At 61.3% G+C, this 14569-nt stretch carries 13 protein-coding genes; 9 read left to right on the top strand and 4 right to left on the bottom strand.

Annotated elements, in window-relative coordinates; genetic code table 11:
• Positions 1 to 29 precede the first annotated feature (29 nt).
• From I6L35_RS19535 to I6L35_RS19505, 7 genes are all read left to right on the top strand, one after another.
• Entirely contained in the window at positions 30 to 4019 is a 3990-nt protein-coding gene (locus I6L35_RS19535; protein WP_216979087.1) for a non-ribosomal peptide synthetase, read from the top strand.
• Positions 4016 to 4885, top strand: coding sequence for a hypothetical protein (locus tag I6L35_RS19530; RefSeq protein WP_216979086.1), 870 nt, complete (start codon positions 4016 to 4018; stop codon positions 4883 to 4885). The genes I6L35_RS19535 and I6L35_RS19530 overlap by 4 nt, the downstream gene beginning before the upstream one ends.
• A gap of 252 nt (positions 4886 to 5137) precedes the next feature.
• A complete protein-coding gene (gene pdhA, locus I6L35_RS19525) occupies positions 5138 to 6226 on the top strand; it encodes a pyruvate dehydrogenase (acetyl-transferring) E1 component subunit alpha (protein ID WP_021231078.1) in 1089 nt (362 codons plus the stop codon).
• Positions 6219 to 7205 carry an alpha-ketoacid dehydrogenase subunit beta gene (locus I6L35_RS19520; protein WP_216979085.1) on the top strand — a complete coding sequence of 329 codons (987 nt, stop codon included), beginning with the start codon at positions 6219 to 6221 and terminating at the stop codon, positions 7203 to 7205. The genes pdhA and I6L35_RS19520 overlap by 8 nt, the downstream gene beginning before the upstream one ends.
• Positions 7202 to 8302 carry a dihydrolipoamide acetyltransferase family protein gene (locus tag I6L35_RS19515; RefSeq protein ID WP_216979084.1) on the top strand — a complete coding sequence of 367 codons (1101 nt, stop codon included), beginning with the start codon at positions 7202 to 7204 and terminating at the stop codon, positions 8300 to 8302. The genes I6L35_RS19520 and I6L35_RS19515 overlap by 4 nt, the downstream gene beginning before the upstream one ends.
• Positions 8303 to 8510: 208 nt before the next feature.
• Positions 8511 to 8720, top strand: a complete 210-nt coding sequence (locus I6L35_RS19510; protein ID WP_005302803.1) for a cold-shock protein — start codon at positions 8511 to 8513, stop codon at positions 8718 to 8720.
• Positions 8721 to 8810: 90 nt separating this feature from the next.
• A complete protein-coding gene (locus tag I6L35_RS19505; protein WP_216979083.1) occupies positions 8811 to 9116 on the top strand; it encodes a hypothetical protein in 306 nt (101 codons plus the stop codon).
• Here the strand turns inward: I6L35_RS19505 and I6L35_RS19500 are convergent.
• On the bottom strand, positions 9103 to 9351 hold the full coding sequence (locus I6L35_RS19500; RefSeq protein WP_005334209.1) for a TIGR02647 family protein: 249 nt from the start codon (positions 9349 to 9351) through the stop codon (positions 9103 to 9105). The genes I6L35_RS19505 and I6L35_RS19500 overlap by 14 nt on opposite strands.
• 245 nt (positions 9352 to 9596) lie before the next feature.
• Between I6L35_RS19500 and I6L35_RS19495 the strand changes: the two genes are divergently transcribed.
• Positions 9597 to 10145 (top strand): hypothetical protein, encoded by a 549-nt coding sequence (locus I6L35_RS19495; RefSeq protein ID WP_216979082.1) that lies wholly within the window; start codon positions 9597 to 9599, stop codon positions 10143 to 10145.
• A 159-nt stretch (positions 10146 to 10304) separates the two neighbouring features.
• Entirely contained in the window at positions 10305 to 10697 is a 393-nt protein-coding gene (locus tag I6L35_RS19490) for a DUF2750 domain-containing protein (RefSeq protein WP_005334204.1), read from the top strand.
• Positions 10698 to 10791: 94 nt separating this feature from the next.
• Here the strand turns inward: I6L35_RS19490 and I6L35_RS19485 are convergent, their stop codons facing one another.
• The 3 genes from I6L35_RS19485 to I6L35_RS19475 all read right to left on the bottom strand — a co-directional run bounded on the left by I6L35_RS19485 (position 10792) and on the right by I6L35_RS19475 (position 14538).
• Positions 10792 to 12642: an extracellular solute-binding protein gene (locus tag I6L35_RS19485; RefSeq protein ID WP_216979081.1), complete on the bottom strand. Its 1851-nt coding sequence runs from the start codon at positions 12640 to 12642 to the stop codon at positions 10792 to 10794.
• A gap of 129 nt (positions 12643 to 12771) precedes the next feature.
• A complete protein-coding gene (locus I6L35_RS19480; protein ID WP_216979080.1) occupies positions 12772 to 13665 on the bottom strand; it encodes an EamA family transporter in 894 nt (297 codons plus the stop codon).
• A 126-nt stretch (positions 13666 to 13791) separates the two neighbouring features.
• Positions 13792 to 14538 (bottom strand): DNA-binding transcriptional regulator YciT, encoded by a 747-nt coding sequence (locus tag I6L35_RS19475; protein ID WP_216954124.1) that lies wholly within the window; start codon positions 14536 to 14538, stop codon positions 13792 to 13794.
• Between the last annotated feature and the right edge of the window lie 31 nt (positions 14539 to 14569).

The following is a 14569-nucleotide window of genomic DNA, read 5'->3' as shown; positions in this document are numbered from 1 at the left end:
TCGCTCGATGTTTGCGCAAGGACATTCCCATGGAACAGACAATGGCGATGCGCGCCACCCACCAGCGTGGTGAGCTGCCGCGCTGGCCGCTTACCACGGCTCAGGCGGGCATCTGGTTTGCCCAGCAAAAATACCCGCAGAGCCCCGCCTGCAATACCGGCGAGTACTGGCTGCTGGAGGGGGCGCTGGCACCCCATCACTTCACCCGCGCGGTGCGCCAGACCATCGACGAGATCCCCGGTCTGCACTGCGCTTTTGTGGCTACTGCCGATGGCCCGCAGATGGTGGCCAACCCCGCCTGCTGGCAGCTGGCAGAGCGGGATCTGCGCAGCGAAGCCGACCCGCTCGCCGCTGCGCAGGCCGAGATGCGTGCGCAGCTGGCCGTCCCCTTCAATCTGGCCGGGGGGCCGCTGTTTGCCACGACGCTCTATCGCCTTGGCGAGGGGCAGTGGGCCTGGTTTATCGCCGTGCACCATATCGCCATCGATGGTTTTGGCTTGAGCCTGCTCTGCCAGCGGGTGGCAAATTGGTATGAGGCGCTTTGTGCGGGTGAGCAGCCTGCCCCCTGTCGTTATGCGACCCAGCAGGAGTTGCTGGCCGAAGAGGCGGCCTATCTGGATTCGCCGCGTGCCGCGCGGGATCGCGATTTCTTCGTGCAGCAGTTGGCCGGGGTGGAGAATCCTGCGTCGCTCTCCCGCCGTCCGTCGCAAGGGCCGGGCTCCACACATCGTCTTGAGCAGCGGCTAGTGGGCCGCCAGTGGCAGGCACTGGTGGCACGGGCGAGCCGCTCGGCCTGTCACCCCTATAGCCTGCTGCTGGCGGCGGTGGCCAGCTATGTGCAGCGGATGAGCGGCGCTGGCGAGGTGGTGCTGGGTATTCCGCTGATGGGGCGGCTGGGCTCAGCGGCGGCCGATACCCCCTGTATGAAGGTCAATGTGGTGCCCCTGCGCATCGAGCTGAGCGGCACCAGCCGGGCAGGGGAGTTGCTGGCACAGGTCGAGCGGCAATTTGCCGCCCTGCGCCGTCATCAGGGCTGCCGTCAGGAGTGGTTGCAACAGCGTCAGCCGGGTCAGCCGCTGTTTGGCCCTCAGGTCAATTTGATGCCCTTTGCCCGTACCCTCAGCTTTGGTGAAGGGCACAACCAGGTTCGTGGCGAGGTGCAGGTGCTGGCGGCGGGGCCGGTGGAGGAGTGCGCCTTCTACTTTGCCGAGGAGGCTGGCGCGATGACCCTGACCCTCGAAGCACATCAGGGGCGCTTCAGCCAACAGGAGAGTGAACGTCATCTGGCCCGACTGGTAGCCTATCTGGCGGCCTGGAGTGAGGCGGCTGACGAGACCCTGGCGGTGCGCTTGCCGCTGTTGCAGCCCTGTGAGCAGGCTGAGCTGGCGCGCTGGAACCAGACCGACCATCCGCTGTCGACCACTACCCTGAGCGCACTGCTGGCCGAGGGGCTGGCGGCGGCGGAGCAGAGCGCCATCGTGCTGGAGTGTGGCGCCGAGGGCTGGAGTGTGGCCGAGCTGCGCCAGCGCACCCGCCAGCTGGCCAGCTATCTGGCGGGGAGGGGCGTGGGCCCCGGTTGTCGGGTGGCGGTGGTGATCCCGCGCTCTCCCGAGCTGATTCTCGCCCAGCAGGCCATCATGGCGGTGGGAGCGGTCTACGTGCCCGTTGACCCGGACTATCCGGCGGAGCGGATCGGCTACATTCTCGCCAGCAGCGATCCTGCGCTGGTGCTGACCAGTCGCACCTTGCGGATGCCGCTCGATGTGGTCGCGCCACTTGTCTGCCTCGATGCCCCCGGTGTGGCAGAGCAGCTGGCGACGATAGACGTGGTGGCGACAGCACCTTGTGAGCTGGCAGCCCCCAAGCCGGAAGATGCGGCCTACATCATCTACACCTCCGGCTCGACCGGTCGGCCCAAAGGGGTGGTGGTGAGCCATGGCGCCATCGTCAACCGGCTGCTCTGGATGCAGCACATGTATCCCATCGGCCCGGCGGATCGGGTGCTGCAAAAGACCCCGGCCGGTTTCGATGTCTCTATCTGGGAGTTTTTCTGGCCCTTTATGACCGGGGCGCGGCTGGTGCTCGCCAAACCGGGTGGCCACAAGGATCCCGCCTACCTTGCCGAGCTGATTGAGCAGGCCGGGATCACCACCTTGCACTTTGTGCCCTCCATGCTGCAGATCTTCGTCGCTCAAGCCGAGCCTGCCCGTTGCCGCGCCCTGCGGCAGGTCTTCTGCTCCGGCGAGGCGCTGCCCGCGGATCTGGTGCAGCGCTGGTATGGAACATTTTCAGCCCCCCTGCACAATCTCTATGGCCCGACCGAGGCGGCGGTGGATGTCACCTGGTACCCCTGCCGGGCAGACGAGGCGGTGACCAGCGTGCCCATCGGCTATCCGGTCTGGAATACCAGCATCCACATTCTCGACCCCTGGTTGCAGCCGGTGCCCCCCGGTGTGGCGGGGGAGCTCTGGATCGGCGGCGTGCAGGTGGCGGATGGCTACTTTGGTCAGCCCGAGCTCACCGCCGAGCGCTTTATTGCCAATCCCTTCGGGGCGGGACGGCTCTATCGCAGCGGCGATCTGGCCGCCTGGCGCGAGGATGGCGCCATCGAGTATCTGGGGCGCCTCGATTTTCAGGTGAAGATCCGTGGTCAACGCATCGAACTGGAGGAGATCGAGCAGGTGCTGCTGCGCCATCCCCGGGTGGCGCAGGCGGTGGTGCTGGCCCCCGAATTTGCCCCCGGCGATCGCCGTCTGGTGGCCTATGTGGTGGCCACAGATAGCAGCGAGTTGACGCTGGCCGAGCTGGTCCCCACCCTTGGCGCCGCCTTGCCCGATTACATGGTGCCGGGGCTCCTGGTAAACCTGGCTGAGCTGCCGCTCACCCCCAATGGCAAGCTGTATCGCAAGGGGTTGCCGCTGCCCGATATGGCGTCAGTGGTCGGTCAGACATTACCGAAAAACCTGCTGGAGGAGCGGCTCTGTCGCCTCTTCGCCGAGATACTGGGGCTGGCGCGGGTCGGCGCCGACGATAACTTCTTTGCCCTCGGCGGCCACTCCCTGCTGGCGGCGCAGTTGGTGGTGCGTATTGAGGAATCAATAGGACAGGGTCTCACTCTGGCTAGCCTGTTCGAAGCGCCGAGCCCCGCCCAGCTGGCGCGTCGTCTTGGCGGCGAGCGGGAGGCCATGCCCATGCTGTTGCCCTTGCGGGCGCCCGGTGCGCAGTCTGGCACATCGTGCCCCACCCTCTTTTGCGTCCACCCCGCAGGGGGGCTCGGCTGGTGTTATGCGCCACTGGTGCCCCATCTGCCGGCCGACATGGCCGTCTATGCCCTGCAGGCGCGGGTGCTCTGTCAGCCGGATGCGCCGCTGCCCGCCAGCTTCGACGAGTTGGCACTCGACTATGTGACCGAGCTGCGCCGTCAGCAGAGCGAGGGGCCCTACTGGCTGCTCGGCTGGTCCCTCGGGGGCATGCTGGTGCACCGGATGGCCGCCATGCTGCAAGAGCAGGGACAAGAGGTGGCCATGGTGCTGCTGCTCGATGCCTATCCCTGTCAGCAGTGGCAGACCCAGCCGTTGCCCGACGAGCAGCGGATGCTCGATGCGCTGCTGCGGATGGGAGGCATTGCGGTTGCGGACGATGCGCTCGATTCCCTTACTCGTGACGAGGTGGTGGCCCGGCTGGGGGCAGAGGGGAGTGCGTTGGCCATGCTCGACGAGCAGATGGTGAGCGCGATGATTGAGCTGGTGGGCCACAACAACCGGCTAATCCGTCAGCCGGTCGACTACTGCTACCACGGGGAGGTGATCTTTATCGAGGCGTCAGCCTCCCGCCAGCCCTGGCTGGATGGACGCGGTTGGGAGTCGCTGACAAAAGGGGAGATCCGCTATGAGCGCTTCCCCTGTCTGCATCAGGAGATGGTGCATCCCGACTGGCTGGCGAAGATCGGCGCCCTTATTTGTGAGCGGGTCTATGGGGTCGGGCAACAACCGCACATCCGGCAGGAGGGGGACGAATGACCCCTGTTGCCGCCATCCGGGAAGCCTTGCAGGCGGGCAAGTTGGTAGGGCTGGGGGAGCCGCACTGGCACCCAGGTTTTATCCGGCGCCTGCACGCCTGGCTCTGTGATCCTGCGCTCTGGGGAATCATGACCGATCTGGTGCTGGAATGCGGCAACCGCAGCCATCAAGGCTTGCTCGATGCCTGGTTGGCGGGGGAGGAGAGCTGGCAGGGTGAGCCGCTGACGCTGGCTCGGCTCTATCCAGTCTGGCTTGACTCCTGCGCCTTTCCTGCCTGGATGGCCCCCGAGTTTCCGGTTCTCTTTTCCGCTCTGCGCCAGAGCAATATGACGCGCCCTGAACATATGCGGCTGCGGGTGCATCTCTGCGAGCCCTCATTCGAGTGGCAGGAGATGAGCCCGGAGCGGTGGCAGCAACACAACAGGGGGCGGGATCAGGCGCTGGCCGACTATCTTCTTGCACTTCCCGCCCGCGGCGTGGTGGTGCTGGCGGGGGCGCGCCATCTGCTCAAAGCCGCAGGAGATCCCCACTTTGCTCAGCCGACGCTGGGTCAGTTGCTGGAGGCGGCAAGACCGGGTTGGCTGCAGGTGCTTCACCCCTGGCCAATGGTTGATGGGAAGGGTGATGAGAAAGAGGAGCGAGTGTGCGATCTGGCCGGGATTGCGACCGCCGATCTCTATCCTCACTGGCCGGCGTATCCGCCGCTGGAAACTCTTATCGACAGGTTGGTGCGCGTGGCTGACCGGGGACGGGAGATGCGAATTTGCCCTACCTTGCTGGCCGAGCCCTGGCGCAGCCGCTTGCTAAGTCGCGCTCACTTGCTGCCAGCTGGCATGGCCCGCCAGCTGCAACACTGGCTGGCGTAACCGCTGGCTTGAGTAACAGAAGGGGGAGCAAGGCTCCCCTTTTCAATATTTGGCATCCTGCGTTCAGCACTGCAAAGTTGCACCATTTACGGCATACCTTGCCGCTCATCGCCGAAAATTCAGCTCCTTCGCTACTTTAAAGAAGTTTCTACTGGTCTTACCTGAGTAAATCCCTTTGCTTTTTATTTAACAAGGTATTTACATCTAAGTGTCACCAGCATCGGTGACGCCTACAACGGCAAGGAGCCAGTTATGACCCATGTCGACATCCCTTTCCTTCGTTACCTCGATGCGGAAGGGTGCCCGGTCGCCACCTTACCGACCTGGCTGGACAAGGCGATACTGCACACTTTCTACCGCAATATGGTGATGGTGCGCAGCTATGACAAAAAAGCGATTGCGCTGCAACGAACCGGCAAACTCGGTACTTTTCCCTCCCATCTCGGCGCAGAAGCCGTGGGGATTGGCATTGGTCTGGCCATGCAGCCGCAGGATGTCTACGTTCCCTACTATCGGGACATGCCCACCCTCTATGTGCGGGGCGTGCCGATGGAGAAAAACCTGCAATATTGGGGTGGTGACGAGCGGGGCAGTTATTTTCTCAAACCCGATGGGACTCCCTCAGAAGATCTCCCCATCTGCGTCCCCATCGCTACCCAGATCACCCACGCCTGCGGTATTGCCTCAGCCTTCAAACTGCGTAATCAACCGCGTGTCGCCGTAGTCACTATCGGCGACGGTGGCACCTCCAAGGGGGATTTTCTGGAGGGGCTGAACTGCGCCGGTGTCTGGCACCTGCCGATGGTCATCATCGTCAACAACAACCAGTGGGCCATCTCGGTGCCACGCAAGCTGCAATCGAGCGCTCCTACGCTGGCCCAAAAGGGGATTGGTGCAGGGGTGCGCAGCCTGCAGGTGGATGGCAACGATGTGGTGGCGGTCTACGATGCCGCCCGCAGTGCCGTCGAACGGGCTCGCAGCGGCAAGGGGCCGACCCTGATCGAGGCGGTCAGTTATCGCCTCGGCGATCACACCACGGCCGACGATGCCACTCGCTATCGCGATGGGGCCGAGGTCGAGGCCGCCTGGGCGAAAGAGCCGGTCAAGCGGCTGCGCCAGTTTATGCACAGCCAGGGCTGGTGGGATGAAGAGCAGGAGCAGAGCCTGCTGGCGGAGGCTACCCGAGAGGTAGAACAGGCGGTTGCCCGTTATGAGGCGATGGCGCCCCAGCCGCCGGAGGCGATGCTCGATTACCACTATGCCAGCCTGCCCGCCGAACTATTGCCCCAGCGCGAGCGAGTGATTGCCAAGGGGATGAAGCAGGAGGTTGGCCATGAGTGAGATCAGTCTGCTGGAAGCGGTCAACATGGCCCTTCACTACGAGATGGAACACGACCCGGATGTGGTGGTACTGGGCGAGGATGTGGGGGTCAACGGCGGGGTGTTTCGCGCCACCGTTGGCCTGCGCGACAAGTTCGGTTTTAAGCGGGTGATCGACACGCCGCTGGCCGAGGGGCTGATCGCCGGGGTGGCGGTCGGTATGGCCACTCAGGGGCTCAAGCCGGTGGCTGAGTTCCAGTTTCAGGGTTTCATTTTCCCCGGTATGGAGCAGATCATCTGTCAGGCGGCGCGGATGCGAAACCGTACCCGTGGCCGCCTCTCCTGTCCCCTCGTCTATCGCTCCCCGTATGGTGCGGGCATTCACTCGCCTGAACATCACAGCGAGAGTGTCGAGGTGCTGTTTGCCCATATTCCGGGGCTGCGGGTGGTTATCCCCTCCAGCCCGAGACGCGCCTATGGCCTGCTGCTCTCGGCCATCCGCGATCCGGATCCCGTGATGTTTTTCGAACCGGACCGCATCTATCGCTCGATGAAATCCGAGGTGGTGGATGACGGTGTCGGCCTGCCGCTGGATGTCTGCTTCACCCTGCGCCCGGGCCGGGATATCACGGTAGTGGCCTGGGGGGCCTGCATCCAGGAGGTGATGCGGGCGGCGAACCTGCTGGCCGAGCAGGATATCCAGTGCGAGGTGCTGGATCTGGCCACCATCAAGCCGCTGGATATGGAGACCATCCTCACCTCGGTGCGCAAGACCGGTCGCTTGCTGGTGGTGCACGAGGCGTGTGGCAGCTTCGGGGTCGGGGCCGAAATTGTGGCGCGGGTGACCGAGCTGGCGCTTCCCAGCCTCAAGGCGCCGCCCAAGCGGCTGACCGGCGTGGATGCCGCCGTTCCCTACTATCGCAACGAAGCGTATTACCTCATCACCGAGCAGGATATCGCCGATGCCGCTCACCAGCTGATGGAGAACCAGTGGCTATGAAATTTTTCAAATTACCGGATCTGGGTGAAGGGTTGGCCGAAGCCGAGATCGTCGAATGGAAGGTGAGTGCCGGTGATACCGTTGCGGTCGATCAGGTGCTGTTGTCGGTGGAAACGGCCAAGGCGCTGGTGGATGTACCCTCTCCGGTAGCCGGGGTGATTGCCCGTCTCTGCGGCGCCGAGGGAGATATCCTACATATCGGTGCGCCGCTGGTGGAGTTCGAGGGGGGCGAAGATGATGGGACCGTAGTAGGCAAGGTGAGCGCCCATCAGCAACATATCGAGGATCACTTTGTGGTAGGGGCCATTACCCCGGGGGGATCGCTGGTGCAAGCTATGCCTGCCGTGCGCCTGCTGGCGCAGAAGCTGGGTCTGGAAATCGACCGGATCAAGGGAAGTGGCAGCGGCGGCATGGTGACCGAGCTGGATGTGCAGCAGGCATTCGAGGCCCAGCAGAGCAGTGGCAACGAATTCCTCAAAGGGTCGCGCAGGGCCATGGCCAAGGCGATGGAGCTCTCTCATCAGACTGTGGTGCCGGTCAGCATCACCGACGAGGTGGATTTGCGTCACTGGCGGCCTGATGAGGATGTGACTGTGCGCCTTATCAAGGCCATTGGCGTGGCGTGCCGCGCCGAGCCCTCGATGAATGCCTGGTTTGATGGCGACACCCTGTCACGGCGGCTGTTTAAAGAGGTCAATGTAGCCATTGCAGTGGATTCAAAGCATGGCCTCTATGTGCCGGTGATGGAGAACGTGGCCGAGCGGGAGGGGGCAGATATCCGGCAGGGGCTGGATCGGATGATCGCCGATGTGAAGGCGCGCGCCGTGCCGCGCGAGATGTTGCAGGGGGCGACCATTACGCTCACCAACTTCGGTGCCATCGCAGGCCGTTATGCCAGCCCCATCGTCACGCCGCCGCAGGTGGCCATCATAGGGGCAGGCAAACTGTTCGAAAAAGTGGTGTTCATCCACGGTGAAGCGCGTCCCGTCAGGGCATTGCCGCTGTCGATGACATTTGACCACAGAGCCTGCACTGGCGGGGAGGCTGCTCGTTTTCTCAGAGCACTGGTGGAAGCGTTGGAAGCAGCCACCTTATAACGGTTTGTGCCCTGTCATTGGCAGGGCACAAATTTGTTTGCGTAATCTACAAAGCCACGTATAATCCAAACCAGCTTGAAAGGGCGATAGTTATGTCAATGAATACGATGTTTCACATCTTGTCCTGTTGTTCATAAGTTAATCCCGTTTTTTGAGCTTTACCCGCTGAAAAGCATAAGTAATTATTTTGAATACAGGTTTAAAAGATATGTCTAACATGATCACCGGTACCGTTAAGTTTTTCAACGAAACCAAAGGTTTTGGCTTCATCCAGCAAGAAAACGGCCCGGACGTTTTCGTTCACTTCAGCGCCATTCAAGGTAACGGTTTCCGTACCCTGGCTGAAGGTCAGCGCGTACAGTTCTCTGTGACCCAAGGTCAGAAAGGCCCGCAGGCTGAGAACGTAACCGCTCTGTAATTCTTACAGAATTTAAGAAAGCCGTGGTACCTCTGGTGCCACGGCTTTTTGTTTATCTGGCTTCTGCTACTGACTCCCATGTGCTGAATCATGCTGCTATCGCTCCTGCTTGCTGCCACCTTGACTCCGACGTCCGATGCGCCGGTAGCGGTTCAATCCGCGATGGAAGCGCAGGTGATCTGCCAGCAATTTGTCCAGGTCCGGATGGGCACTGCACAGCAACCCGATGAGGTGAATGCGCGACTGGTACCTGAAAGGGAGGGGGAGTGGCTGGTGGATGGCAAAGTAAAAGGACCCGAAGGTCCTTTGCTGTTTGCCTGTCATCTTCACCAAGGGGAACGCTGGGAGCTACTCAACTTTTCACTCTGGGCGCCACAGCCGGTCAAAGCGGTTTGAGTGCGACCAGCAGATGTTGCAGGTGTTCAACCATGGTCATGCCAAACGGGGTGAGATAGCCGCCATCTTCTGCGCTGATGAGCCCCTGTTGATGCAGACGTGCTGCCGCCTGGCACAACTCTTCAGACATATCGCTGCGTAATTTAATCCCCAGGCTCATGTTGGCCGGATCAAAGCATGCCAGTATTTTCAAATCGTTCACGAATTCGTTAGAAACCTGGTCGATCCCAATCATGGATTTACTCCTTACGCTAAAGATGTATGCAAACTAGCATCCCCGGATCCACTTTAGTGGGCGCTAGCTCAAATTATTGATCTTTGGCTGGATGCTGCGTTTCAAATGCTGTTTTTTTCGGCGTAATCAGATGGTTGGCTGACAGCTTCGCCAAGGGCCGAGCCGGACCAAACGTGGTAGGATAGGGCACTTCTTTATATCGGACGGTCTATTGGTGGCTGTTCGCCCTGTTCAAGGTATCGCTCATGGTCAAGATCACTCTGGTATCCCTGCTGCATTCACTTTGTACCCGCTTTCCGGTTTACCCCGCTGCTTCGTTGACCTCCCTGCTGGATGCCCATCAGGGCGAGGTGTGGTTACCTGCACGCAAGGGGGCCGACATTGCGCTGTTACGCAAGCATGCCAAGGGGGCTCATGAGCTGGCGTCACTCGATGCGGGCTGGTGCGATTTTGCCGCCAGCGACAGCGGTGATACACCCGAGCTGGATGCGCTGGCCAACTACGACAGCGAGATGATGGATAACCTGCTGATGTACTGGCACTGCGCCGCCAAGATCAACAGCCCGATCACCGATAACCTGTTCGAGTTGCGCCGCGAAGTGGTGGATGAGGCCCACGGTGCCAAACTCGCTGCCGCTTGGGAGCAACAGCAACAGCTGCGTTTTGAGCAGCTGATGGCGATGGCTGCCAATGGCCGGGATCTGCTCTGCTTTGTCGAGGTGGAGTCCGCCTACTGGCTGCGGCAAAAGCTGAGCGAGCAGCCTGATGTGGAGCTGATCACCCCTGCGCTGTAAAAGGGGCAATATGATGGCTGGCGGCCTCGCTATCGAGGAGGCTGCTCTATCCTTATTTGCGTCATTGTCCTCCCCATCCGGTGCCAAGGGGCTGCAAGCTGGACAAGCTGACGACAAGATGTGAACATGGCGCCCTTTATCGAGAGAGAGACTTGGCCAATGAGCTATGAACTGAGCGACACCGAGCGCAATGCCGCGCTGCAACTGAACGCTGATTACCGTTACGATCACTTCATCAGCAAGCTGGTCGAGCATGAAGAGCTGTTCGTCCTGACTGACGAGCATGGCGTCATGATGCTGACCACCGACGATGAAGATTGCATCCCGGTATGGCCGCACCCGGAGTACGCCAAGGCGTGGGCCGAAGGTGAGTGGGCCGATTGCAAGCCGCAGTCCATCACCCTGAAGGTGTGGCTGGAGCGCTGGGTTGACGGTATGGAGCAGGACGAGCTGTGTGTTGCCGTGTTCCCGACCCCGGATCAGGAAGGCATCGTGCTGGAGCCGGCTGACGTGGCTGACGCCATTGCCGAGAAGCAGGCCAAACGCGGCTGATCACCGAGCTATTCGCAACACCGGTTGCCAACAAAGACCCCGCTATCTGGCGGGGTCTTTGTTTTAGGTCTGTTTGCCAAACGAGTTGTGGCTATCAGGGCTGGCGATAGGTGGTGTCGATGATGGGCTCGGCCGGGAAAGTCTTGCCACTCTTGATGGCTGCCCTGGTCTCGGATTTTAGCTCTTCATCGATCCACAGCAGACCGCCATAGCTGTAACCGCTGTTGTCGCCACCGAGTGGCCAATAGAGCTGCTCGCTCTTGGGCGTTGCTGGTACTTTTGGCAGTTTGATCCAGCGCCATGCCCCTTCCCGGGTGTAGGGCACCTGATAGGCAGGGACAAAGCTCGCCAGCTCATAGAGCCGCTGCTGGATCTGCCGTGACAGGGCCGCTTTTTTGGCAAAGTCGAACTCCTTGTCATACTGCTCCACCAAGGCTGTGATGGCGTCGTCATCGATGTTCATGATGTTGTTGGTCTGGGGCTTGTTGGCGTTGACCTTGTGGAAGAACTCCCAATAGGCGGGATAGCGGCTACCCGCCCAGGCCATCCAGGCGCTCTGGTGCTTTTTCTCCAGCATCGATTTGAAACCGGCCGATGCATCCATCAGGTTGAGCTCCAGATTAAGCCCCGCCTTTTTGGCCTCTTCCCGCAGCAGTGTGAGCCGCTGGGCGTGCTCTGCGGTGGTGTAGGTGATGGCGAGGGTCAGTGACTGCCCCTTGTCGTTTTGAAAAATCCCCTGCGGCCCCACTTTGTTAAAGCCTGCCTTGGAAAAGTATTCCCGTGCCAGTTTGGGAGCGAACGGACGGGCCTTGATCTCGCTGTTGGTAAACTCCCCCTGACCTGAGCCATAGCTGTTGAGGCGTTGGTAATCCCCCCGCAGCAGGGTAGCGAGCATTCTGTCGAAATTGAGGGCATGCTGGATGCCGAGGCGAACATCGAGATTGCGCAGCAGCGGATCGGCGGTGTTGAGATAGAGCCCCATCGGCGGTTGCGGGGTCTGGTTGTAGAACCAGCGCCGCTCGATATACCCCTTCTCGAACTCGGCGGTGTTGGTCTTGTCGTGCCACCAGTTGGGGATCACCAGCGGGAAGCTGTCGAGATCGCCGCGCAGGAAGTGCTGCCAGGCGATGTTCAGATCCCTGAGCACCTTGATCTCGATCCGCGCAGGATTGAAGCGATGCTGGAAGTAGCGCTCGTCATCCCCCCACCAGTTTTCAATCCGCTTGAAGGTGACCGATTTGCCCTTTTTCACCTGATCGATCTGATAGGGACCGGTGACCGGCAACACCTTCCAGTTGTACTCCTTGACCCAGTTGGCGGTGAGCTTGATGGCATGGCTCGGCTCCGGGCTGATGGGCAGCGATTCGAGCAGATCCTGGCGGCTCTTTTCGGTGCCGCTGGTGATGGCCAGGGTGTGATCATCAAACTTGGTGATGTCTGCTATCTGGGTGCTGTAGTAGTTGTTGTACCAGGGGTCGTTGATCTCCTTGCTGCGCATCATCTTGAGGGTAAAGAGCCAGTCATCGGCGGTGACCGGCTGGCCGTCTGACCAGCGTGCCTTGGGATTGATGCGAAAATAGAGGGTCTTGTTGTCGGCGCCGAAGGCCCACTCGTTTGCCAGCATCGGCATGGGGTTGCCGGTGACGGGATGAGTGCTCAGCAGTGGCAGGTTGGTTTCCCGCACGTAACCGGCAAAGCCGCCGTTGGAGTCGGGGCCATATTTGCGCAGGGTCAGGGGGAAGCTGGTCATAAAGGTGCGAAAGGTGCCGCCGCGTTTGGCGGCCGGATCGGCATAGAGAGGGTCCTGGTTGTTGCTCTCCCACTTCAAGTCAGCGGGCAGTGTGGCACTCCAGCCAAACGGGCTCCAGCACAGGGTCAGGGTGATGGCGGTGGCGCGAATGATAGGGGGGAGGCGGCGCCCCCCGGCGGTGATGGTCGATGGCATGTCCTTGCTCTCCTGAAGTCTGCTTCCTGCAGATCACACACTGGTGATGTCAGTCCCGATGGGGACTGGCTCATCATGGAAATTTTATCCTGTCAGGTCAATGAAATAGCGTAAATGGGCAGGCGCTCATCATGTCGCTCTCTGTGGTTTGAACCAGCGCAGTCGGCTACCCAGCAGATGGACCACAAAGCCGAGCAGCACCAGAGCTGAGCCCAGCCACTGCAAGGGTGTTGGATGTTCATCGAGCAGCAGCGCTGCCGTGACCATGCCGACACAGGGGATCAGCAGGGAGAGCGGTGCCACCTGCGCCACCGGATAGCGCATCAGCAGTCGTCCCCACAGGCCGTAACCCAGCCAGGTCGCGACATACGAGAGATAGAGCACGCACAGCAATCCCTGCCAGCTGAAGTCGCGCAGGCTGCTGGCCATCAGCTCCGGCCCTTCGAACAGCCAGGAGAGGGCGAAAAATGGCAGGATGGGCACCAGACCGCCCCAGGCGATCAGGCTCGGCAGCGTGGTCTGGTAGCGCAGACCAATCTGGCGATTGATGACGTTGCCAAGGCCCCAACAGGCGGCGGCACACAGCGTCAGGACAAACCCTAACAGGGTCAGGTTGCCTTCACCGTGAGTGGCGATGAGATAGAGGCCGAATCCCGCCAAGGGCAGCGCCACCCAGTGGTGGGATTGCCAGCGCTCCCCCAGCCAGATCATTGCAAAAAGCAGGGTGAATACCACCTGGGATTGCAGCACCAGCGAGGCCATACCTGCGGGCATGCCGAATTTCATGGCACTGAACAAAAATGCGAATTGACCGAGGCTGATGGCGCCGCCATAGGCCAGCAGCCAGCGCCAGGGCATGGCGGGCTTGGGCTCCAGCAAGATGGCGGGGAAGACCACGCCGATAAAGCGCAGCGCACCCAGCAGCAGTGGGGGGCTCCCCTCCAGCCCCCACTTGATGGCCACGAAGTTAAGCCCCCAGCAGAGGATGACCAGAGCGGCCAAAAACTTGTCTTTGGTGTGCATGCGGTGTCCTTCGGTCTGTGGCCTCTGCCATGAGAGGCCAAAAGAGGACGAGCATACCCCCGCCAGGGTGGGCGCCGTCAAGCCGACTGGCGGGGGAGCAACCCGGCAACGGGGGCCAGGTGCGATTCAGGCCGAGACGCAGTGCACTGTGATGCCGCGTGCGGCCAGGGTGGCCCGCATGGGGGCGGGCAGGGCATCGTCGGTAACCAGCACGTTGATCTGGCCCGGCGCGCCAAGCTGGCTCGGGTGGATGGCGCCAAATTTGCTGCTGTCGGTGATGACCACATTGGTCATCCCCTTGGCCAGCACGCTGTTGACCACGTCGGCCCGCATCATGTCGCGGCCGGTAAAGCCCATCTCGGGATGAAAACCGTCGACCCCGATAAAGGCCTTGGAGAAGTGCACCTGCTCGATGCAGAGGCGCGTGAGCGGCCCCACCACGCTCTCGCTCTGATGCTGGAACAGCCCGCCGAGCAGCACCACCTGAGCCGGGGTATCTTTGAGCAGATGGGCGATATAGCTGCTGATGGTGATGATGGTGACCCGTTTGTGCAGGGCCAGATGGCGCGCCAGCATGGCGTTGGCACTGCCCCCTTCGATAAAGACCGTTTCGCCATCTTCCACCAGCTGGGCGGCCCGCTCGGCGAGGCGCTCCTTGAGCAGGTAGTTGATGTTCATCCGGGCATCGGGGTCATCGGTCTCCAGCGCCATGGCCGAGCCGTGTACCCGTCTGAGCAGTCCCTGTTTCTCCAGCGCGGTGAGGTCGTTGCGCACCGTCACCTCAGACACACCTGTGTGTCGGGAGAGTTCACTCACGCTCATCTTGCGAGCCTGATGGACCAGAGTGAGGATCAGTTGGTGGCGTGGATTCATGGTGCGCTCGCATGCAAGGTGGTGGATAGCG

It is taken from the genome of Aeromonas sp. FDAARGOS 1405, assembly GCF_019048265.1.
Taxonomy (GTDB): Bacteria; Pseudomonadota; Gammaproteobacteria; order Enterobacterales; family Aeromonadaceae; genus Aeromonas; species Aeromonas veronii_A.
This window is presented reverse-complemented; position numbering and strand designations above follow the sequence as displayed.